The sequence below is a fragment of the Streptomyces sp. PH10-H1 genome, assembly GCF_030063355.1.
Lineage (GTDB): Bacteria > Actinomycetota > Actinomycetes > Streptomycetales > Streptomycetaceae > Actinacidiphila.
Genome location: NZ_JASISZ010000023.1, coordinates 15654 through 36032, shown reverse-complemented (window position 1 = coordinate 36032; position 20379 = coordinate 15654). Strand labels below are relative to the sequence as shown.

The 20379-nt window shown below is 70.2% G+C and carries 14 protein-coding genes and 1 pseudogene; 10 read left to right on the top strand and 5 right to left on the bottom strand.

Annotated elements, in window-relative coordinates; translation table 11 throughout:
• Nucleotides 1–62: 62 nt before the first annotated feature.
• A complete protein-coding gene (locus QMK24_RS16300; RefSeq protein WP_283466705.1) occupies nucleotides 63–2933 on the top strand; it encodes a glycoside hydrolase family 3 C-terminal domain-containing protein in 2871 nt (956 codons plus the stop codon).
• 88 nt (nucleotides 2934–3021) lie between these two features.
• Nucleotides 3022–4395, top strand: a complete 1374-nt coding sequence (locus tag QMK24_RS16295; protein WP_283466703.1) for a WS/DGAT/MGAT family O-acyltransferase — start codon at nucleotides 3022–3024, stop codon at nucleotides 4393–4395.
• Nucleotides 4396–4417: 22 nt separating this feature from the next.
• Here QMK24_RS16295 and QMK24_RS16290 read toward each other — a convergent pair whose 3' ends face one another.
• Nucleotides 4418–5347 (bottom strand): alpha/beta fold hydrolase, encoded by a 930-nt coding sequence (locus tag QMK24_RS16290; protein WP_283466700.1) that lies wholly within the window; start codon nucleotides 5345–5347, stop codon nucleotides 4418–4420.
• A gap of 228 nt (nucleotides 5348–5575) precedes the next feature.
• Here QMK24_RS16290 and gdhA point away from each other — a divergent pair, with 228 nt between their 5' ends.
• From gdhA to QMK24_RS16275, 3 genes are all read left to right on the top strand, one after another.
• Nucleotides 5576–6907, top strand: coding sequence for an NADP-specific glutamate dehydrogenase (gdhA, locus tag QMK24_RS16285; protein WP_283466698.1), 1332 nt, complete (start codon nucleotides 5576–5578; stop codon nucleotides 6905–6907).
• A gap of 109 nt (nucleotides 6908–7016) precedes the next feature.
• On the top strand, nucleotides 7017–7646 hold the full coding sequence (locus QMK24_RS16280; RefSeq protein ID WP_283466696.1) for an alpha-ketoglutarate-dependent dioxygenase AlkB: 630 nt from the start codon (nucleotides 7017–7019) through the stop codon (nucleotides 7644–7646).
• An 86-nt stretch (nucleotides 7647–7732) separates the two neighbouring features.
• Nucleotides 7733–9268: an ATP-dependent DNA ligase gene (locus QMK24_RS16275; protein ID WP_283466694.1), complete on the top strand. Its 1536-nt coding sequence runs from the start codon at nucleotides 7733–7735 to the stop codon at nucleotides 9266–9268.
• Between the two features lie 68 nt (nucleotides 9269–9336).
• Here QMK24_RS16275 and QMK24_RS16270 read toward each other — a convergent pair whose 3' ends face one another.
• Nucleotides 9337–11130, bottom strand: a complete 1794-nt coding sequence (locus tag QMK24_RS16270) for a discoidin domain-containing protein (protein WP_283466692.1) — start codon at nucleotides 11128–11130, stop codon at nucleotides 9337–9339.
• A gap of 449 nt (nucleotides 11131–11579) precedes the next feature.
• Between QMK24_RS16270 and QMK24_RS16265 the strand changes: the two genes are divergently transcribed.
• Entirely contained in the window at nucleotides 11580–12230 is a 651-nt protein-coding gene (locus QMK24_RS16265; protein ID WP_283466690.1) for a dihydrofolate reductase family protein, read from the top strand.
• Nucleotides 12231–12507: 277 nt separating this feature from the next.
• Here QMK24_RS16265 and QMK24_RS16260 read toward each other — a convergent pair whose 3' ends face one another.
• A complete protein-coding gene (locus QMK24_RS16260; protein ID WP_283466687.1) occupies nucleotides 12508–13950 on the bottom strand; it encodes a pyridoxal-phosphate dependent enzyme in 1443 nt (480 codons plus the stop codon).
• 321 nt (nucleotides 13951–14271) lie between these two features.
• On the opposite strand from QMK24_RS16260, the gene QMK24_RS16255 reads away from it, so the two are divergent.
• The 4 genes from QMK24_RS16255 to QMK24_RS41510 all read left to right on the top strand — a co-directional run bounded on the left by QMK24_RS16255 (nucleotide 14272) and on the right by QMK24_RS41510 (nucleotide 18303).
• Nucleotides 14272–15978 (top strand): MFS transporter, encoded by a 1707-nt coding sequence (locus QMK24_RS16255; RefSeq protein ID WP_283466685.1) that lies wholly within the window; start codon nucleotides 14272–14274, stop codon nucleotides 15976–15978.
• An 85-nt stretch (nucleotides 15979–16063) separates the two neighbouring features.
• Nucleotides 16064–16237, top strand: a complete 174-nt coding sequence (locus QMK24_RS16250) for a hypothetical protein (protein ID WP_283466684.1) — start codon at nucleotides 16064–16066, stop codon at nucleotides 16235–16237.
• Between the two features lie 46 nt (nucleotides 16238–16283).
• Nucleotides 16284–17210, top strand: coding sequence for an NADP-dependent oxidoreductase (locus QMK24_RS16245; protein WP_502962601.1), 927 nt, complete (start codon nucleotides 16284–16286; stop codon nucleotides 17208–17210).
• A 70-nt stretch (nucleotides 17211–17280) separates the two neighbouring features.
• A complete protein-coding gene (locus QMK24_RS41510; RefSeq protein ID WP_349307895.1) occupies nucleotides 17281–18303 on the top strand; it encodes a hypothetical protein in 1023 nt (340 codons plus the stop codon).
• Here QMK24_RS41510 and QMK24_RS41505 read toward each other — a convergent pair.
• Both QMK24_RS41505 and QMK24_RS41500 read right to left on the bottom strand, forming a co-directional pair.
• Nucleotides 18273–18353, bottom strand: a pseudogene (locus QMK24_RS41505) (AraC family transcriptional regulator); the annotation flags it as partial. The gene QMK24_RS41510 and the pseudogene QMK24_RS41505 overlap by 31 nt on opposite strands.
• A gap of 220 nt (nucleotides 18354–18573) precedes the next feature.
• The gene (locus QMK24_RS41500; RefSeq protein WP_502989147.1) at nucleotides 18574–20034 is read right to left on the bottom strand and encodes an alkaline phosphatase family protein; all 1461 of its coding nucleotides are present in this window, start codon (nucleotides 20032–20034) and stop codon (nucleotides 18574–18576) included.
• Nucleotides 20035–20379: the final 345 nt, after the last annotated feature.

The window sequence follows — 20379 nt, the reverse complement described above, 5'->3', positions numbered from 1 at the left end:
CCCTTCGGCGTGGCGCACCCCGCCGCGTGCCCCCGCACGGGCGCCGGTGGTCCTTGGTCCTCATGCTGGTGGCAGCCCTGGTGGTGTGCCTGACGCCGGCCGTGACCGGCTCGACCGCGCAGGCCGCGGCGCAACGGCACGGCGGCGTGGGGCCCGTCGTCTGCGGCATCACGACCGCCGCGATGGGCCGGCCCGCGACCGCCTCCTCCGCCGAGAACGCGAGCACCCCGGCCGGCGGTGCCTTCGACGGCAACGCGGGCACCCGCTGGTCCAGCGCCCCCAGCGACCCGCAGTGGCTCCAGGTCGACCTCGGCTCCAGCCGGCCGGTCTGCGGAGTCCAACTGGACTGGGAGACCGGGTACGCGAAGGCGTACCAGATCCAGCTCTCGGACGACGGAACCACCTGGAACACCGTCTACTCCACCACCACCGGCGCGGGCGGCAGCGAGACGGTGAGAGTGAACGGCACCGGCCGGTACGTGCGGATGTACGGCACTCAGCGCGCCACCGCATGGGGCTATTCGCTCTGGGAGTTCATCGTCCTGACCCCCGGCGGAACTGCCGACGCGCTCGGGGGCGGAGACGGCAACTGCCCCTGGGCGGGCTCCAACGCGCCCGTGGCCGACCGCGTCGCGCAGCTCATGGCGCGGATGACGCAGGCCCAGAAGATCCAGATGCTGCACGGCAACGGCAACCAGGAGCCGTACATCGGCAACCTGGCCGCGATCCCGTCCCTGTGCATCCCCTCGGTGGGCCTTCAGGACGGCCCCGGCGGTGTGGGCGATCTCCTCGGCGGCGTGACCCAGCTGCCCTCGGCCGTGTCCTCCGCGGCCACCTGGGACACCGCGCTGCAGCACCGGTACGGCGCGGTCGCCGGAAAGGAGTTCGCGGGCAAGGGCGCCGATGTGGCGCTGGGCCCGACACTCAACATCGTGCGCGACCCGCGCTGGGGCCGGGCCTTCGAGACCTACAGCGAAGACCCGTACCTGACGGCGCGGATGGCCACCGCGAACATCCAGGGCCTGCAGAGCCAGGGCGTCATGGCGCAGGCCAAGCACGTGGCGGTCTACAACCAGGAGACCAACCGCAACGGGCCGCTGGACAACGCCGTCGTCGACACCCGCACCCTGCAGGAGATCTATCTGCCCGCCTTCCAGGCCGCGGTCAGCAACGGCGCGGCGGCCTCGGCGATGTGCAGTTACAGCACCGTCAACGGAGCCTTCGCCTGCCAGAACCCCTATCTGCTGAACACCGCGCTCTACGAGCAGGCGGGCTTCGGCGGCTTCGTCACCAGCGACTGGGGCGCGACGCACTCCACCGTGGAGTCCGCGAACAGCGGGATGACCATGGAGATGCCCGGCGGACACTTCTACTCCAGCTCCCTCGCCCAGGCGCTCGCCAACGGCCAGGTCACCCAGGCCACCCTGAACACCATGGTGAGCCGGGTGCTCACGCAGTACTTCGCCTTCGGCCTCTTCGACAAACAGCACACCGGATCGACCACGGCCGTGGTCACCTCCGCCGCCCACCGGACGACCGCCCGCCAGGTCGCCGAGCAGGGCAGCGTCCTGCTGAAGAACACCGGCGTACTGCCGCTGTCGACCTCATCGACGCACTCGATCGCGCTCCTCGGCCCCGACGGCGGCGCCGGGGTGCGCAGTGCGGGCGGCGGCAGCGCCGCCGTGACCAGCTCCGGCACCGTCTCGCCGCTCGCCGGGATCCAGAACCGCGTCGCGGGCACCGGCACCACCGTCCAGTACAACGACGGTTCCGACATCGCGTCCGCCGTCGCGCTGGCCCGTGCCTCCGATGTGGCGGTCGTCTGCGTCGGCTACGGGGAGGAGGAGTTCTTCGACCTGCCCGGCATCGACCTGCCGGACCGGCAGAACGAGCTGATCGCGCAGGTCGCCGCCGCCAACCCGAGGACCGTGGTGGTCCTCAACACCGGCTCCGCGGTCACCATGCCGTGGCTGGGCCAGGTGCAGGGCGTGCTGGAGGAGTGGTACGCCGGGCAGGAAGTCGGCAACGCCGTCGCCCGGCTGCTGTTCGGTGACGCCAACCCGTCGGGCAAGCTGCCGGTCACCTTCCCGGCGAGCCTCGCCGACGCGCCCGCACACACCGCCGCCCAGTGGCCGGGCACCGGCAGCACGGTGCAGTACTCCGAGGGTCTGAAGGTCGGCTACCGCTGGTACGACGCCGGCGGCATCGCCCCGCTGTTCCCGTTCGGATTCGGCCTGTCCTATACGACGTTCTCCTTCTCCGGCCTCCATGTGGGTGCTCCCGACGCGAGCGGCAACGCAACGGTTGCCGCGATCGTCGCCAACACCGGCCGCCGCACCGGAGCGGAGATCGTCCAGCTCTATGCCGGCGCGCCGGCCTCGACGGGTGAACCGGTCCGGCAGCTCAAGGGGTTCCAGCGGGTCGACCTGCGACCCGGGGAGCGCCGGCAGGTGCGGTTCACCGTCACCGCGCACGACCTGGCGCACTGGTCGGACACCGCCGGCGGCTGGACGACCACCCCGGGCGGCTACCGGATCCTGATCGGCGACTCGTCCCGCAATCTGCCCCTGACCGGATCCCTGACGGTCGGTGCCACGCTGACGGCCAGGACGGTCACCGGCACAGTCACCGGCACGGGCAGCGCGGCGGGAAGCGTCACCGTGATCAACCCGCACGGGATGAGCAGCCGGGCCCGCACCGCGGTACGGCTGCCGGTCACGGCCCGCACCACCGGCGCCGTCGGCTCCGGCCTCGTGTTCACCGCGACCGGCCTGCCCGAGGGACTGTCCATCAGCCGCGACGGGGTGATCTCCGGCACCGCGACGGTTCCCGGTACCAGCACGGTCGCCGTCACCGCGACCGGTCGCGGCGGCGCCACCGATACCGCCGGCTTCGTGTGGACCGTCAGCGGCTCCTGGCATCGCGTCAGGTGAGTCCGCCTGTTCCCACGAGGCCGGGATCGGTCCCCACGCGGTCTGGACGGGGACGAGGGGCCCATCTACGGTTGCGTCAATGGACCGGATGAGCGCCTTGGATGCGGGTTTCTACTTCATCGAGGACGAGAACGTGCCGATGCACGTGGGATCGGTCCTGGTCTTCGAGGGGTCGGTGCCGTCCTACGGCGACGTCATCAGACTCCTGGTGTCCAAGCTGCCGGACGTGCCCCGGTACCGGCAGCGGGTCAAGAGCCTGCCGATGCATCTCGGCCGTCCCGTCTGGGTCGACGACGAGCACTTCCAGATCCTCTACCACGTACGCCACACCGCGGTCCCCGCGCCCGGCGACGACGATCAGCTGCGCAACCTGGCCGGCCGGCTGTTCGCCCAGCGCCTGGACCTGACGAAGCCGCTGTGGGAGATCTGGCTGGTGGAAGGGCTGGCGGGCGGCCGCTGGGCACTCATCTCCAAGGTGCACCACTGCATGATCGACGGCATAGCCGGCACCGACCTGATGCAGGTGCTCCTGGACTGGCGCGAGGACAGCGAGCTGCCGGAACCCCGTCCCTGGTCGCCGGAGCCGAGCCCGTCCACGCTCGGACTCGTCGCCGACGGGGTGCGCGACGCCCTGCTGACCCCGCTGGAGCACCTGTCCGCCGTCCCCGCGCTCGCCCGGCGGCTGCGCAGCGGTTCCGAACTGCTCGGCATAGGCCGCGCCCTGGCCGGCAGCCTGCCGGGCACCGCCCGGCGGCTCACCACGCGCGCGGCCGGCTCCCTCAACGGGTCCCTCGGTCCGCACCGGCGCTGGGTGTGGGCGAAGGCGGACCTGACGGAGACCAAACAGATCCGCAAGGTCACCGGCGGGACCGTCAACGACGTGATCCTCACCGCGATCACCCGCGGCTTCCGCGACCTGCTGGACAGCCGGGGCGAGCTGGCCGAGGGCATGGTGGTCCGCACGATGGTGCCGGTCTCCGTACGCTCCCGGGACCAGCGCAACAAACTGGACAACCGGGTGAGCGCGGTCCTGGTGAACCTGCCCGTCAGCGAGCCCGACCCGAAGGCGCGGCTGGCGGCGGTGCGCGAGCAGATGGACGACCTCAAGGGCAGCCGCCAGGCCGCGGGCGCGGACGCCATCACCGGCATGGCGAACTTCGCGGCACCCACCCTGCTGGCGCTGGGCTCGCGCACCGCCATGCGCTTCCCGCAGCAGTTCCTGCAGACGGTCACGACCAATGTGCCGGGCCCGCGCGTGCCGCTGTACATGCTCGGCAGGCGGCTGGCCGAGATGTACCCCTACGTGCCCATCGCGAGCACGATGCGGATCAGCGTCGGGATCTTCTCCTACCTCGGCCAGATCACCTTCGGCATCAACGCCGACTTCGACGGCGTACCGGACGTCCAGGTGCTCGCGGACGGTATCCGGGCCGGCTTCGACGAGCTCCTCGCGCTGACCTAGAGCGCTGACCTGGACCGCTGACCTAGTGCGTGGGCTCACCGGCTGCATGCGCCTCGTCGAGCCGGTCCAGCCAGTCCAGCATCCGCTCGGCGACGACGTCGGGGATCTCCAGCTGCGGCACATGGCCGACGCCGGGGAACGTCTCGAATCGCCAGTGCGGATTGCGTGCCGCCGCCGCGCGGGCCGACCGCACCGGCACCAGCCGGTCCTGCTCGCCGCTCATGAGGAAGACCGGCATGCGCAGCGCCCGCATCGCGGACCAGTACGTGGCCCTGCGCGCGTTCACCAGCACCAGCGAGCGTGCGGCCGCCAGAAAGGCCGCGTCGAGCCCCGGCACCTCGGCGCGCCGCTCCACCATGCCGACCGAAGCCAGGATCAGATCCTCCGGGATGCCCGAAGGATCGGCGCACACGAGGCTGAGCAGCCGCCGTACCTGCTGCCGGGCCGTGCGACCGGTGCGCAGCCGGGCCAGCAGCCGTTCCCCGAGCCCCGGCACCGCGTAGAGCATGAACGTCGACAGGACCAGCGGATCCGGCCGCGCCCCGAAGGGCAGCGGCAGGGCGGGGTCCACCAGGATGAGCCCGGTGACCGTCTCCGGACGGGCCGACGCCTGCAGGATCGAGATCATCCCGCCCATCGAGTTGCCCACCAGCAGAGCCGGTTCGCCGATGACCTCGCGCAGGAAGCGGTCGAGCAGCGCGACGTTGTCCTGCACCGTAGTGCCCCGGCCCTCCGGATGTGTCAGTCCGAAGCCGGCCAGATCCATGGCGGCCACGCGCACCCGGCCGGCCAGCTTGGGCGCAAGCAGGCACCAGTTGAGATGCGACCCGCCGAGCCCGTGCACCAGGACGGCCCGTGGTGCGTCCTCAGGCCCCCCGAAGTCGACCCAGTGGACGGGCCCGCCGAGGTCGGCGAAGCGGCTGGTCCCACCCCAGTTGGCCACAGTCGTCATGACCGCCAGTATGGGTCCGTTCAGCCTCGAGTGATCCCCGTTGTTGCCCACTCCACACTCACCGCGACGTAACCCCTGACTTGTCTGCCGGTACTTGTGGAGCCCGGGACCGGATGTGAACATCAACTGCGCGCGGGGGCGATGGGACGGTCGTGAACGTCGAGCCCGCGGCGCTCGTAGTACAGCGCACGGTGTTCCGCCCAGCAGCCGCTCCTGAATGGAATCGATATGAAGCCTTCCTTTCGTGCCCAGTTGATACAGCGGAACCCGGGAGAGCCCGAATTCCACCAGGCGACACAGGAGGTGCTGGAGACCCTCGCCCCGCTGCTCGCGGCGCGGCCCGAGTTCGCCGACGCCAAGCTGGTCGAGCGCATCTGCGAGCCGGAACGGCAGCTGATGTTCCGGGTGCCCTGGCAGGACGACACGGGCGAAATCCACGTCAACCGGGGATTCCGGGTGGAGTTCAACAGCGCCCTGGGTCCGTTCAAGGGAGGCCTGCGCTTTCACCCGTCGGTGAACCTGGGCATCGTGAAGTTCCTCGGGTTCGAGCAGATCTTCAAGAACGCTCTCACCGGGCTGAACATCGGCGGGGGCAAGGGCGGAAGCGACTTCGATCCGCACGGCCGCTCGGACTCCGAGGTGATGCGCTTCTGTCAGTCCTTCATGACCGAACTGCACCGTCACCTGGGTGAGCACACGGACGTTCCGGCGGGCGACATCGGCGTCGGGGGCCGGGAGATCGGCTACCTCTTCGGCCAGTACAAGCGGATCACCAACCGCTGGGAAGCGGGCGTCCTGACCGGAAAGGGCCTGGAGTGGGGCGGCTCCCAGGCGCGTACCCAGGCCACCGGCTACGGCAACGTGCTGTTCACCGCCGAAATGCTGAAGAAGCGCGGCGAGGACTTCGACGGTCAGCAGGTCACGGTCTCCGGGTCGGGAAATGTCGCGATCTACACCATCGAGAAGGCCCAGTCCCTCGGCGCCAACGTCCTCACCTGCTCGGACTCCGGCGGCTACGTCGTGGACGAGAAGGGCATCGACCTCGAACTGCTCAAGCAGATCAAGGAGACCGAGCGGGGCCGCATCAGCGACTACGCCGAGCGGCGCGGCGCCTCGGCCACGTATGTGGCCGGCGGCCGGGTGTGGGACGTGCCCGCCGATGTCGCCCTGCCGTCGGCGACTCAGAACGAACTCGACGGCGACGCAGCCGCCGTCCTCGTCCGCAACGGCGTGAAGGCCGTCTCGGAGGGCGCGAACATGCCCACCACTCCGGACGCGGTCAAGCTGCTGCGCGAAGCAGGAGTCGCCTTCGGTCCCGGCAAGGCGGCCAACGCCGGCGGCGTCGCCACCAGCGCACTGGAGATGCGGCAGAACTCCAGCCGCGAATCGTGGTCCTTCGAGCGCACGGCGGAAGAGCTCGCGACCATCATGCGCGGCATCCACGACACCTGCTATGACACCGCCGACCGCTTCGGAGCCCCGGGCGACTACGTCACCGGTGCCAACATCGCGGGCTTCGAGCGGGTGGGCTCCGCCATGCTGGCCCAGGGTGTCGTCTGACCGCACCCGCCCTGCGCCGTCGCGGCCCGCGCTGACGGCAAAGCCGCCACGCGTGCCGTCCGGGCGCAAATAATTCGTACACACGTGCTAATGCGGGTAGGCTCGTGCCATGGCCGTACATCTGCAGAGCTCACTCTTCGACCAGGAGGACGAGATCGGGCCGCGCCCGCTCGACGGGCTGCGCCGTACCGACATCGGGCACGGTGCCTGGATCGACGTGCTTCCGCAGTGGCTCGTGGGGGCGGACGCGCTCTTCGAGGCGCTGGCGAGCGGCATCGCCTGGCGCGCCGAGGAGCGCGTCATGTACGACCGGGTGGTGGAGGTGCCCCGGCTGCTGTCGTTCTTCGGCGGTCGCGACCCTCTGCCGCACCCGAGTCTCGACGAGGCCCGCTCCGCACTGAGCGCGCACTACGCCGCCGAACTCGGCGAACCGTTCACCACGGCCGGACTGTGCTATTACCGCGACGGCCGGGACAGTGTCGCCTGGCACGGGGACACCATCGGCCGGGGCGCCACCGAGGACACCATGGTCGCGATCGTCTCGCTGGGCGCGCCCCGGAACCTGGTGCTGCGGCCGCGCACGGGCGGACCTGCCACCGTGCGCATGCCGCTCGGGCACGGCGACCTCATCGTCATGGGCGGCAGCTGCCAGCGCTCCTGGGAGCACGCGATTCCCAAGACCGCGCGGTCGGTGGGGCCACGCATCAGCGTGCAATTCCGCCCGCACGGCGTGCGCTGAGCCGCCGTACGGGAGACCGTGGAGGAAAGCGGAAACGGACAAAAAACCGGCGCCGTCGTCGCCACCAGCCCCGGAGTGCCCCGCCCATGCTGCTTCACGAACTGGCCGTCACCTCCCACGCCGTCGGCGCCGAGCCGGCCCGCAACGCGAAGATCGCGCTGCTGGCCGACTACCTGCGGAGCCTGGGACCGGACGAAGTGCCCGCAGCCGTCGCTCTGCTGTCCGGCGAGTCCCGCCGGATGCGGATCGGGGTGGGCCCCGCGGGTCTGCGCGATCTGCCGCCGCCGGCTGAGGAGCCGGAGCTCGGGGTGGGCGAGACCCAGGACGTACTGGCCGCGCTCGCCGCCGTGCGCGGACCCGGCTCGCAGGGCGAACGGCGACGGCTGCTGGAGGAGCTGTTCGCCCGGGCCACCGCGGAGGAGCAGACGTTCCTGGGCGCCGTGCTGGTGGGCGAGCTGCGCCAGGGGGCGCTGGACGCCGTCGTGGCGGACGCCGTGGCGAAGGCAGCGGGCGTTCCGGCGGCGGAGGTGCGCCGGGCGCTGATGTTCCGCGGATCCGCCCGGGCGGTCGCCGCTGCCGCCATGTCGGGCGGGAAGGAAGCGCTGCGGGCGTTCGGTCTGGAGGTCGGACGCCCGGTGCGGCCGATGCTCGCCGCCACTGCCCCGGATGTCGCCTCGGCTCTGGAACGGGTGAGCCCCGCCGCGCTTGAGTGGAAACTGGACGGCATCCGGGTGCAGGTGCACCGCGACAGGGACGACGTGGCCGTGTTCACCCGGAGCCTCGACGACATCACCTCCCGTGTCCCGGAAGTGGTGGAGGCCGCACGGGCGCTGCCGGTGCGGACCGCCGTACTCGACGGCGAGGCCATCGCCCTCGGACCGGACGAGCGCCCCCGCCCCTTCCAGATCACCGCTGCCCGTACCGCCTCGCAGCAGGATCCGGAGCGGCTGCGCGCGGAGGTGCCGCTGCATGTCTTCTTCTTCGATCTGCTGCACCGCGACGGCGCCGATCTGCTCGACCTGCCGGCGGAACGCCGCTGGGAGGCGCTCGACGCTGTGGCCCCGGCGGAGCTGCGCGTGCCACGCCTCGTCACCGGGGACGCCGACGACGCCGCGCGCTTCTTCCGCGAGGCACTTGCCCGCGGCCACGAGGGCGTCGTGGTGAAGGACCCCGCCGCACCCTACGCGGCGGGACGCCGTGGAGCCGGGTGGATCAAGGTCAAGCCGCGGCACACCCTGGACCTGGTGGTGACGGCCGCGGAATGGGGTCACGGCAGGCGCCAGGGATGGCTGAGCAATCTGCATCTCGCGGCGCGGGGCGAGGAATCGGACCCCGAGCCCTGGGTGATGCTCGGCAAGACCTTCAAGGGACTCACCGACGAACTGCTCACCTGGCAGACCCGGGAACTGCTGGACCGGGAGGAGAGCCGGGACGGATACGTCGTCAGGGTCCGGCCGGAGCTGGTGGTGGAGGTCGCCTTCGACGGCCTCCAGCGCAGCCCCCGTTACCCCGCGGGCCTCGCCCTGCGCTTCGCGCGCATCCTCCGCTACCGCGACGACAAGCCGGCCGCCGAGGCCGACACGGTGTCCACGGTCCGCGCACTCGCCTCCGAGACCCTGTGAGGCGTTCGCCCGCCGGGCGTCAGGATTCGCCACCTGATCTTCGGCCGGTACCGCGGGGTGCGGGCCGACTACCAGCCGACGGCGATCAGCAGGTACTGCGGGTTGGCGTGGGAGACGAACGAGGACTGGCCGGCGACGTCGTCGTACGGGAAGCCGTACGCCAGCCTGTTGATGCCGTGGTCGTGCCAGAACTTCGCGTAGTAGTTCGCCGGGGCGGACAGGTAGTACTGGGCCGGGTCCGACCACTGCGACTGCGGCAGCGTGGCGACATGCCGGTTGAGTGCCGCGCACATGTTCGGGTTCTCGGCCAGCGTGCCCGCGCACCCGAAGACGTCCGACGTGGGGGCGTTCACCCCGACCGAATTCGCGTAGGCGGTGAAGTAGTTCGCGTTCACACCGCCCGTCCTGAAGGTCGGGTCGCTGCCCGGAGCGATGATCCGGTACGGGGCCTGGGACTGCGCCAGCACCTTGAACTGCGCCGGCACCTCGTTGATGAACTTCTGGAAGGTGACCGACCGGTCCTCTGCGAAGGTCGGCTGGTCCTCGCCGACGGACACGTCGTATCCGTCGTGGGTGTGCAGCCGCATCGCGATCTTCAGACCGAACGCGTCGACCCGCGTGGTGTTGCCGTTGAAGACGTTCGCGCCGACGGTGAACTCGATGAAGTCGAAGTACTGGCTGTTGGGGGAGCCGAGGTAGAAGTACATCCGGCCGGCGGAGTTGACCGGCATGTCGAAGTACGGCTGCTCGGCGATCGAGTGGGCCTGCCCGTTGTAGCTCCAGTAGACCTGGCTGTCCGGGTACTTGCCGTTCGTCCGGTTGAGGATCTTGAGCATGACGACGTTCTGCGCGGCCGGGATGGTGCTGGTGTCGCCCCAGAACGAGCCGGGGTCGGGGGACGTGGTCGGGGGAGTCGTGGGCGGGGTGCTGGTCGAGGATCCGGAGTGCACCTGGAACTCCCACAGCGAGTAGCCGTAGGCGGTGCCCCGCGCGGTGCCGTTCATGCGCACATACCGGCCGGTGCCGGTGGCGTTGAGGGTCTGAGTACCGCCGGTGCCGGTGGTCGTCGAGTAGACCATCGTCCAGTTACCGGTGCCCGTGTCGGAGACCTGGATCTGGAACGCGGTCGCGTACGCCGCCTCCCACTGCAGGACGACCTGGCAGATCTGCTGTGAAGCGCCGAGGTCGACCTGGATCCATTGCGGGTCGCTGAAGGCACTGGACCAGCGGGTGCCGGTGTTGCCGTCGACGGCGGCGCTCGCGGGGCTTGCGGAGTTCTCGGTGGACGACGAAGTGGCCGGACGGTTCAGTGCCGCGTTGTCGGTGCCGCATCCGCCGCCGGGGGTGAGAAGACCGTAGACCTGGAACTCCCACAGCGAGTAGCCATAGGGAGTGCCTCGGGTGGTGCCGTTCATCCGCACGTACCGGCCGGTGCCGGTGGTGTTGAGGGTCTGGGTGCCGCCGGTGCCGGTGGTGGTGGAGTAGATCGTCGTCCAGCTACCGGTGCCGGTGTCGGAGACCTGGATGGTGAACGCGGTCGCGTACGCCGCTTCCCAGGTCAGTCCGATCTGGCTGATCGAGGCGGCGGTGCCGAGGTCGACCTGGATCCATTGCGGGTCGCTGAAGGCGCTGGACCAGCGGGTGCCGGTGTCGCCGTCGACGGCGGCGCTCGCGGGAGTCGCGGCGTTCTCGGTGGACGACGCCGTGGCCGGCTTCCCCTGCGAGAGCAGCGTGCCCGCCGCACGGGCCGGCGACTGCGTCATGACGAACACCAGGCCCGCCAGCAATGCGGCCAGCAGAGCGATGATGAGAAACGGCTGTCTGACTCGCCTCAACCGATGGCGCGGCAGAAAAGTACTCATGCCTGACATGGCGTCTCCTGAAACGGGTGGGGGTCCGTGATGGAGGCTGAAATCTCCGTGAGAGCGCTCTCCCGGTGGGGTGATGTTTACAACCCTGTTTCGATGGCGTCAAGAAGTAGCACGGGAATCTCCACAACCGGCCGCCGGAGCACGAGGTTTGAACGCTTGGGGCAGATCACGTCAATACGGCGGATCCCGGAACCGCGGCTGTGTCGAAGTGTTGAACGCCCGTCGCGATATGCGGTACGGCCGGATGACACGCGAGACTTCTCGATCAGGTCCACGACCTGGCTGTGGATGCATGGTTCTGTGGGGATGAGAGAACGTCGAGGGATCCGGCGGTGCCGATGACGACAGTGCCGGATTCCGCCGATGCCGCCGATTGCGCCGGTGCCACCGGTGGCGACGTCATCCAGCAAAGCGCTCGATCAACGGACGGGGAGACACCCATGCCGAAGCTGCGCGTACACAATCTCGCGGTCTCCATCGACGGGTACGTGGCAGGACCCGATCAGAGCCTCGAGAACCCACTCGGAGTGGGCGGCATGGGGCTGCACGAATGGGCCTTCGCCACGCGCACCGGTCATCGGATGCAGGACACGGACGGCGGTGACGAGGGCCTCGACGACGAGCTCCTCGCCCAGGGCGACGTGGGCATCGGCGCCACCATCATGGGGCGCAACATGTTCGGCCCGGTCCGCGGACCGTGGGGCGGCGATCAGTGGACCGGCTGGTGGGGCGAGAACCCTCCGTACCACCACCCGGTGTTCGTGCTCACCCACTACCCGCATCCCTCCATCACGATGCAGGGCGGCACGACGTTCCACTTCGTCGACGACGGCATCGAAGCGGCACTCGACCGGGCGAAGGACGCCGCCGAAGGTGCCGACGTCAGGATCGGCGGCGGCGCCTCCACCGTCCAGCAGTACCTCCGGGCAGGCCTGATCGACGAGATGCACCTGGCGGTCGTTCCCATCCTGCTCGGCGGTGGCGAGCGGCTCTTCGATCACCTCGACGGTGGCCCCGACGGCTATGAGTGCGTGGAGTTCGTCAGCTCGCCCGGTGTCGCACATGTCCGCTTCCGGCGGGCGCCGAAGTAGCCGTACAGGTAGCCGTACTGGAGGCGTACTGGAGGCGTACCGGAGGCGCCGAGGCCGTCGCTGGTACGCCGAACGCCCGCCGATCATCCGCCGGACATGGAAGGTTCCTCGCCAGCCCGGCGAGGTGGCTGACCCACGATGGCGACGAGGGCGTCCCAGGCGTCGTGGCCGATGGTGAGGGTGGCGCTGGACGTTCGCCGGCGTAGGTCTCCTTCTTGTTGACGGCGTACTGGTGGCCGCGGCGATGGCCGGTCCACAGGGTGTCGGCCCTGCCCGCTTAATACGGTGTGCGCGTCGCGGTAGGACCGGCCTGCAACTCCGACCGGTGCACCACGGTGTAGGCGCGCCCGTCGAGCAGCACCACGGCGGCTTCGTGGCGGTGTCCGGGGGTGTCGAGTGAGGCGAGCGCGCTGGAGAGCGGCTGGCCGACGCCGACGATCGGCAGCGCCGGGCCGAGGTGGTCGCGCAGTGGCTCCTCCGGGCGCGCCGCCCCCGAGTCGACTGCCACTTGGAGCCTGGCGGACTCGACGGAGCCGATGATCTCGGTGGCGCTGATCCCGAACGGCCGGCCGGCACGGGCGAGCACCACGGGTGCGACGGTGGCGTGCCCGGCACGCAGCACGGTCAGCGCCTCGCCGAGCGAGGCGGCGGAAGGGACGGTGACCAGACGCTCGCCGCGGTCCGGGGCATCACCGAGCACCGTGCGCACCGTCGGCTCGGTGTCGCCGCTGTGGCGCGGTTCCTCCAGGAAGCCCCGCTGCCGCAGCCAGTCGTCGTTGAGCGCCGAGGAGAGGTAGGACCGGCCCGAGTCCGGCAGCAGGACGACGACCAGGTCGTCAGGGCCCAGCCGCCGCGCCACCCGCAGCGCCGCGGCCACCGCCGTTCCCGACGAGGGACCCACCAGCAGTCCCTCTTCGCGGGCCATCCGCCGCGCGGTCAGCAACGACTCCCGGTCCGGCACCCGTTCGAACCGGTCGACCACGTTCTGGTGGTACGACTCCGGCCACACGTCCTCCTGCGTCTCCGGATGGACGAAGTGGCCGATGCTCTCCACGAAGTAGGCGCTGCCGTCGCCGCCGGAGTACACCGACGCCTCCGGATCCGCGCCGACGACGGTGACTTGTCCGCCCGAGACCTTCTGGAGGAAGCCGCCGGTGCCGCTGATGGTGCCGCCGGTGCCGACGCCGGCTACGAAGTGCGTGACCCGGCCGCCGGTCTGCTCCCAGATCTCCGGCCCCGTGGTCCGCACATGGGCGTCGGGGTTGGCGGGGTTGTCGTACTGATTCGCCAGCCAGGCGCCGGGGATCTCCTCGGCCAGCCTCCGCACCACATGGAAGAGGTGGTCAGGACTGTCCTTGGACAGCGCGGTCGGGGCGAGGACGACCTCGGCGCCGTAGGCCCGCAGGATGTCGCTCTTCTCCCTGGCGGCGCGGTCGGACACTCCGACCACGACCCGGTAGCCGCGCTGCCGGCCGACGATGGCCAGCCCGATGCCGGTGTTCCCGGACGTCGCCTCGATGATCGTCCCGCCCGGCCGGAGCAGCCCCGCCCGCTCGGCCTCCTCCACCATCGACAGCGCGGCACGGTCCTTGACGCTGCCGCCGATGTTGAGGAACTCGGCCTTCGCATAGACCGGCGTGGAGATTCCGTCGCCGAGACGTGCCAGCCGGAACAGGGGCGTTCCGCCGATCGCGTCCGTGACCGATTCGTAGACGGCCATCGCAGGACCTCGCCCCTCTTCAGATGCAGCTGGTTTCCGACCGGTTTCGGCGCGACGAACCGCCTGGCGTGAAGGATCAGCGGCGGCGCTGCGGGGTCGGCGTCCGGTGCACGGACCCGAAACAGGACGATAGCGCGACCGCCGGCCCGGATCCGAGCAGGCCCCCGGGGTGTTAGGCCGTCGGATTGCGTGGCCGTCGAGCCGACTTCGATTGCCTCGTGCACACGTCTAGGCCGTACCGACTGGTCGGTACTACCCTCTGGCCACGCCCCCGAAGCCGCACCCGCCGATGCCGCGTTTCCGGCATCCAGGAGGAGCCGCATGTCCACGTCCCCGTCGTCGAACGAAGACGCCAACGCCGTCCCCTACCTGCCCGTCAGGCCCGGGCCCGGCCTCGCCGCCCGCCTGTGGCACCGCGACCTGGCGCACTACCCCGCCACCGGCCGCCGCATGGCGTACCTGGCGATCGTCGTGGTGACCACCGTCGTGCTGTACTACATGCTCTACATCCAGTACGCGGTCGCCACATCGATCATCACGCACTTCCACATGACCTACAGCTACTTCATCTGGGTCTCGGTCATCGGCAACGCGATCGGTGCCTTCGCGTCCCTGGCCGCGGGCCTCGCGGATCGCTGGGGGCGGGCCAATATGGTCGTCTACGGTCTGCTGACAGCCGCGCTGCTGGTCCTGTTCGGGCTGCCGAATGCCGCCGACAAGACCACGTACCTGGTGCTCTTCGCCTGTGTGAGCTTCATCGAGGGTGTCGTCCTGGTCGCCACTCCCGCGCTGATCCGCGACTTCTCGCCGCAGCTCGGGCGGGCCACCGCCATGGGGTACTGGACGATGGGCCCGGTGATCGGCAGCCTCGTCGTGACCACGGTCACCAGCAACACCCTCACCACCTCCTCCTGGCAGGACGAACTGCGCTACTCCGGCGCGGCCGGACTCGTGATCTTCGTCGTCGCGCTGTTCGCGCTGCGCGAGCTCTCGCCCGCGCTACGGGACCAGATCATGGTCAGCCTGCGCGACCGCGCCCTTGTCGAAGCCCGGGCCAAGGGCATGGACCCGCAGGCCGCCCAGCAGGGGCACTGGCGCCAGATGCTCCGGCTGGACGTGGTCGGCTCGGCCTTCGCCATCAGCGTCTACCTGCTGCTGTACTTCGCCGCGGTCGGAAACTTCGTCGTCTTCTTCGCGACCGTCTTCGGCTACAGCGAGCAGCGTGCCAACGCGGTGGCCAACTGGTACTGGGCCGCGAACGCGGTCGCCCTGGTGGCGGCCGGTCTGCTGTCGGACCGGCTCCGGGTGCGCAAGCCGTTCATGGTCGTGGGGGCGCTGGGCTCGATCGTGGTCACCGCCGCGTTCGCGATGCGCGCCACCCATCCGGGCACGAGCTACTACACGTTCGCCTGGCTGTTCGTCGGCATCGGCGCCTTCGCCGGCTTCGCCTACGCACCGTGGATGGCGAGCTTCACCGAGACGGTGGAGAAGCACAATCCGGCAGCCACGGCCACGGGCCTGGCCATCTGGGGATGGATCATCCGGGCCGTCGTCGCCGTCTCCGCGGCCTTCATCCCGGTGCTCGTCACCGCGGTCACCCCGCTGGTCGACCACGGTGCCGAGGTACAGGCGGCACACGTCCAGGCAGCTCCCGCCCTCGCCGTCGTCGGCGCCCACCAGGAACTGTTCGCGGAGCTCGGCAAGTTCCCGCCCACGGCCGTCCCGCCGGCCCTCGGCGCCCGCGCGGTGAAGGAGGTCGGGCCGTCCGACCTGGCGGTGGTCCAGAAGGCGCAGCCCCAACTGCGGCTGCTGCAGGAGTACGGGCCCAAGGTGCAGAAGGCCGCCGCGGACGGCCCCGGGCAGTGGCGTACGTGGTGGTGGGTGTGCGTGGGCGGCCAGGCGCTGTTCCTGCCGTTCATCTTCGTGATGTCCGGACGCTGGAGTCCCAAGAAGGCACGGGAGGACGCCGAGGAGCACCGGCTCGCAGTCGACCGCGAGCTGGCCGCCCTCACCGCGGAACGCGCCTGACGGTCTGACGGTACTGGCCATCGCCCGCGCCGCCCCGGAATCGGGCGCCGCGGGCGATGGCGGTGGAGCCAAGAATCCAACCACCTTGAGTTCCGACAGCCGCACCCTCGCTGCTTCCGCCAGCAACAGCACCATCTGGCTGTGGAACACCGACACCGACCAGGTCGCCGCCTACATATGCACCGTGATCGCCAGCAAGATCACCAGAGAGGAATGGAAGAAATACGTTCCGGACCTCCCGTACAACCCTCCGTGCTGAGAGTCTCCCGGTTCCAACGGTAGGAAGCCTCGCGAGGAGGATTCTCGTGCGGTCAGGGCCAGGATTCGGACGATGTGCTGTTCGCTCTCGGTCAAGTGCATCTGCCCTGACGGTCAAAACCCGGCCGGTCATCGATCCTAGGGTCCTGTCCACGGAGCTCAAAGCCTTCTGCGCCCGGACCGATTCCCGGGACGGCCCGTTCATCCCCGGCTGGGACGTCTCCGGAGTGGTGGAGGCCACCGGTTTCGGGGTGACCACTCTCAAGCCCGGCGACGAGGTCTACGGGATGCCGTGGTTTCCCCGCGCGGCCGGCGCCTACGCCGAGTACGTCACCGCGCCCGCCCGGCAGTTCGCCCGCAGGCCCGCGGCCCTGAGCCACGAACAGGCTGCCGCCGTCCCGCTGGCGGCCCTCACCGCCTGGCAGTCCCTGGTCGACACCGCCGGCGTCCAGCCCGGCCAGCGCGTGCTGATCCACGCGGCCGCGGGCGGCGTGGGGCACTTCGCCGTCCAGTTCGCCAGACACCTGGGCGCCCACGTCATCGGCACCGCCACAAGCGGCCGCCATGTCTGGCTCACCGAACTGGGCGCCGACGAACTCATCGACTACACCGCCGTCCCCTTCGAGGACGCGGTCAAGGACATCGACGTCGTCATCGACCTGGTGGGCGACGAGCACGACCACACCAGCATCCGCTCCCTGAGCGTGCTGCGCGAAGGCGGTCTCATCGTCGCGATCCCCTCCGGCGTTTCGCCCGCGCTGCTGAAGGCAGCCGAGTCCCGGCACCTGCGCACCAGCGCCTTCCTGGTCGCGCCCGACGGCCCCGCCCTGACGCGCATCGCCGAACTCATCGACACCGGCGAGGTGAAGGTGGAGATCGACGAGGTCTTCCCGCTGGATCAGGCCGCGCACGCCCACGGTCGGGGCGAGAGCGGCCGAACCCGCGGCAAGCTCGTGCTGCGCGGGGCTCCCTGACCCCTCGTACCCCACCCGATGCGGGTCCCCGGCAGCCGTCCCGCAGCATCACCCACGTTCTAGGAATCCCATGCGCATCCTGTTCTTCGGCACTCCCGCCTTCGGGCACCTGTTACCTCTGCTGCCGCTGGCCGCGGCCGCCCGCCGCGCCGGTCACCACACCGCGCTGGTCACCCACGCGTCGATGGCCGACGCGGTCGCCCCACTGCGGGTTCTGCCCGCGGGCGCGACTGTGGAGGCCACCCTGGCCGAAGTGATGCGTCGCACCGGAGCCGATGCCGGCACCGACACGACCCCCGCAACACCGGCCGAGTTCTTCGGCGGCGCCCGCGTGGACCTGGGAGTCGACGAGGCGCTCGTCGTGGCCCGCGACTTCGCCCCCGACCTGATCATCGCCGAGGTGGTCGACTGCATCGGCCCGCTGGTCGCCGCCGCTCTCAACGTGCCATGGGCGTCCCATGGCTGGGGCCTGGCACTGGACGAGCAGTTGACCGCGGCCCTGGACCGCGCCGTCCTCCCGCGGTACGCCGAGCGCGGTCTGACGCCCACACGGCGCCTGGCCCATCTCGATCCCTGGCCCGACCGTCTGCATCGCCAGGACTGGACTCCACCGGGCGACCGGATCACCGTGCGCCCCGAGCCGCATTCCTCCGATTCCTCCGATTCCTCCGAGCACGACGCCTGGTCCGTGCCGCGGTTCGCGGGTCACGGGAACCCGCCGCTGGTCCTGGTGACGCTGGGAAGGTTCGTCGACGCCCCGGACGCTCTCGCCGCCATCGTGAGATCGCTCGCCTCGTTGAGCGTGAACGTCGTCATCACGCTCAACGCGGCGGCGGACCCGCAGGTCCCGGCCGTGGACCGTACCTGGGTGCGTCCGGCCGGCTTCGTCCCCATGCGGCAGCTGCTGCAAGGAGTCGACGCCGGACGAGGCGCTCCGGCTCGTGCTGGAGCGATGCGCCGACGCGCAGCGGTAGGCCCGACGTGTCCGGCCGGGCGATGGGCCTCGCTCGTCGCCCGGCCGGGCCATCACCCGGGAACCACGTCGGAACTACGTCGATTCATCGCGCTCCACTCGCGCGGGGTCATGCCGTAGGCGCCGCGGAAGGCCCTGCTGAAGTGCGATGCGCTGGTGAACCCCCACCGACTGCCACGTCCTTCGGACGCATGGCCGACGCCGTGCCAGCCGAGCGCACCGGAGCACTTCTGGACACCCGGCCGACTCGGCAAACCGCGCCGCTGCTCGGTCTACTGCGCCTGCCGCACCTGACGGCCGGCCGGGCGGCACACCGCCGCCCGGCTACCGCAGCAGTCCAAGGAAGCCGAGGACACCGGGGGATCACAGCCCGGCGCACACGGATGGCGGTCAGGAGACGTTGAGGGCGGTGTCGTCGATGACGAAGCCGGTCTGCAGTGAGGAGTCCTCGGTGCCGGTGAACTTGAGGGTGACGGTCTGGCCGGCGTAGGCGGAGAGGTCGAAGGTCTTCTGGAGGTAGCCGGAGGCCGCGTTCACGTTGGAGTAGGTCGCCAGCGTGCCGGAGTTGGCCTGGACGGTCAGCTTGTCGTAGGCGGTGGTGCCGGTCTCGGCGGTGTCGATGTGCAGCCAGAAGCTGAGGCTTGCCTTGCAGCCGGCGGAGATGGTGACGGTCTGCGAGAGGGTGTCGGTGTGGGTGCTGCCGTAGCCGTCCAGCCAGGCCTTCCAGCCGCCGGAGTGGGCCGGTTCTGAGGAGCCGCTGTCGATTACGCCGCTCGTGGCGGTCCAGGGGGAGGCGGTGCCGGTCTCGAAGCCGGGATTGCCGAGCAACTGGCCCGCGGTGCAGCCGCCCGTCCCGCCGCCGATGGTCCAGGTGAAGGTGGCGCTGCCGGACGGGCCGGTGGAGTCGGTGGCCGTGGCGGTCACCGAGTAGGTTCCCGCGGTGGTCGGGGTTCCGGAGATCCGGCCGGTGGTGCTGTTGACGGTGAGTCCGGCGGGCAGGCCGGTCGCGGACCAGCTCAGCGTGCCGCCTGCGGTGTCGGTGGCCTGCAGTTGCAGCGAAGTCGCGGTGCCGATGGTGCCGTTCTGGTCGCCGGGCGCGGTGACCGTGACGTTGCCGCTCGGGCCGCCGGTGGTCCAGGCGTCGGTGATCGGGGTGGCCTGGGCGGCGGCGCCGGCGTAGGGCAGGCCGTACATGTCCTCGATGGTGCGCAGCACGCTGAAGTGGTCTATCCGCTCGGCGTAGTTGCCGGTCTTGACGGGCTGGCCGTTGAAGATGGTGGCGATCTGGTTGTTCCCGGCGCTGTCGTCCTCGTCGAAGGTGGTGATCAGTACGCTGTTGTGGGCCTTGGCCCACTGGACGTAGCTGTCCAGGTGGGTCTTGAGCCAAGTGTCGCCCGTGGGGATCGAGCAGTCGTGCATGTCGTTGCAGAGGTCGGGGACCACCCAGGAGACCGTGGGCAGCTGCGTGAAGTCGGTCGGGAAGGCCGAGAACGGCTTGTTGGCCGAGGACGGGACGTTGCTGAAATTGACCCACGGGTTGTGCTTGCGGGCGTACCTGCCGGAGGTGCAGACCGTGGATCCGGTCGACGGGAGGCCCTCGGAGTAACCGGCGAAGGTGAGCCCCTTGGCGCTCAGTTGGGCGCCTTCGTTGTCGGTGCCGAAGGTGTGCGGGCAGGAGTCGTCCGTGACTCCCTGGTTGGAGCCGGAGAAGAGGTCCAGGTAGTTCGGCTCGCTGGGGTGCTCGATCGCGAAGGAGTTGGTGAAGTCGGCCCCGGTGTTGGCCAGCTGGTTGAAGTACGGGGCCTGGGGGTTGCCGATGATCGAGCCCTGCGACGTGTTCTCGAACAGCACGATCACCACGTGGTCCGGGCGCGGCGGGCTGACGGCCGCAGAAGCGGGCGGGGCAGCGGTGACGGAGGCGGCGAGACCACAGAGCAGGCCGAGCGTGGCGGTGAGGCCGATGGCTGGACGGCGGATACGCACAGGGGCTCCTCAAGTGGTGTGCGGGAGGCGCTGGATGAGTCCCAACCCGGAGTGACCATGTGCAGAGAGGTGCTCGATGCTGCTTGTCGGGCCGGACACAGGAGGCAGGGATTCGCGGACATCGTGGTGGCTGTCCGAGCCGGTGGGAAGCCGGTTCTCCGGATCGGGTGGGGGTGCGGGGAAGCCACAGAACGGCGTTGCCTGCAAGAATGG

What these genes read in the sequence shown, in the direction of transcription:
- QMK24_RS16255 (WP_283466685.1), top strand. Translation starts at nt 14,272, where the DNA reads ATGTCCACGTCCCCGTCGTCGAACGAAGACGCCAACGCCGTCCCCTAC.
- QMK24_RS16280 (WP_283466696.1), top strand. Translation starts at nt 7,017, where the DNA reads ATGGCCGTACATCTGCAGAGCTCACTCTTCGACCAGGAGGACGAGATC.
- QMK24_RS16300 (WP_283466705.1), top strand. Translation starts at nt 63, where the DNA reads ATGCTGGTGGCAGCCCTGGTGGTGTGCCTGACGCCGGCCGTGACCGGC.
- QMK24_RS16275 (WP_283466694.1), top strand. Translation starts at nt 7,733, where the DNA reads ATGCTGCTTCACGAACTGGCCGTCACCTCCCACGCCGTCGGCGCCGAG.
- QMK24_RS41510 (WP_349307895.1), top strand. Translation starts at nt 17,281, where the DNA reads ATGCGCATCCTGTTCTTCGGCACTCCCGCCTTCGGGCACCTGTTACCT.
- QMK24_RS16265 (WP_283466690.1), top strand. Translation starts at nt 11,580, where the DNA reads ATGCCGAAGCTGCGCGTACACAATCTCGCGGTCTCCATCGACGGGTAC.
- QMK24_RS16260 (WP_283466687.1), bottom strand. Translation starts at nt 13,950, where the DNA reads ATGGCCGTCTACGAATCGGTCACGGACGCGATCGGCGGAACGCCCCTG.
- gdhA (WP_283466698.1), top strand. Translation starts at nt 5,576, where the DNA reads ATGAAGCCTTCCTTTCGTGCCCAGTTGATACAGCGGAACCCGGGAGAG.
- QMK24_RS16290 (WP_283466700.1), bottom strand. Translation starts at nt 5,347, where the DNA reads ATGACGACTGTGGCCAACTGGGGTGGGACCAGCCGCTTCGCCGACCTC.
- QMK24_RS16270 (WP_283466692.1), bottom strand. Translation starts at nt 11,130, where the DNA reads ATGAGTACTTTTCTGCCGCGCCATCGGTTGAGGCGAGTCAGACAGCCG.
- QMK24_RS16295 (WP_283466703.1), top strand. Translation starts at nt 3,022, where the DNA reads ATGAGCGCCTTGGATGCGGGTTTCTACTTCATCGAGGACGAGAACGTG.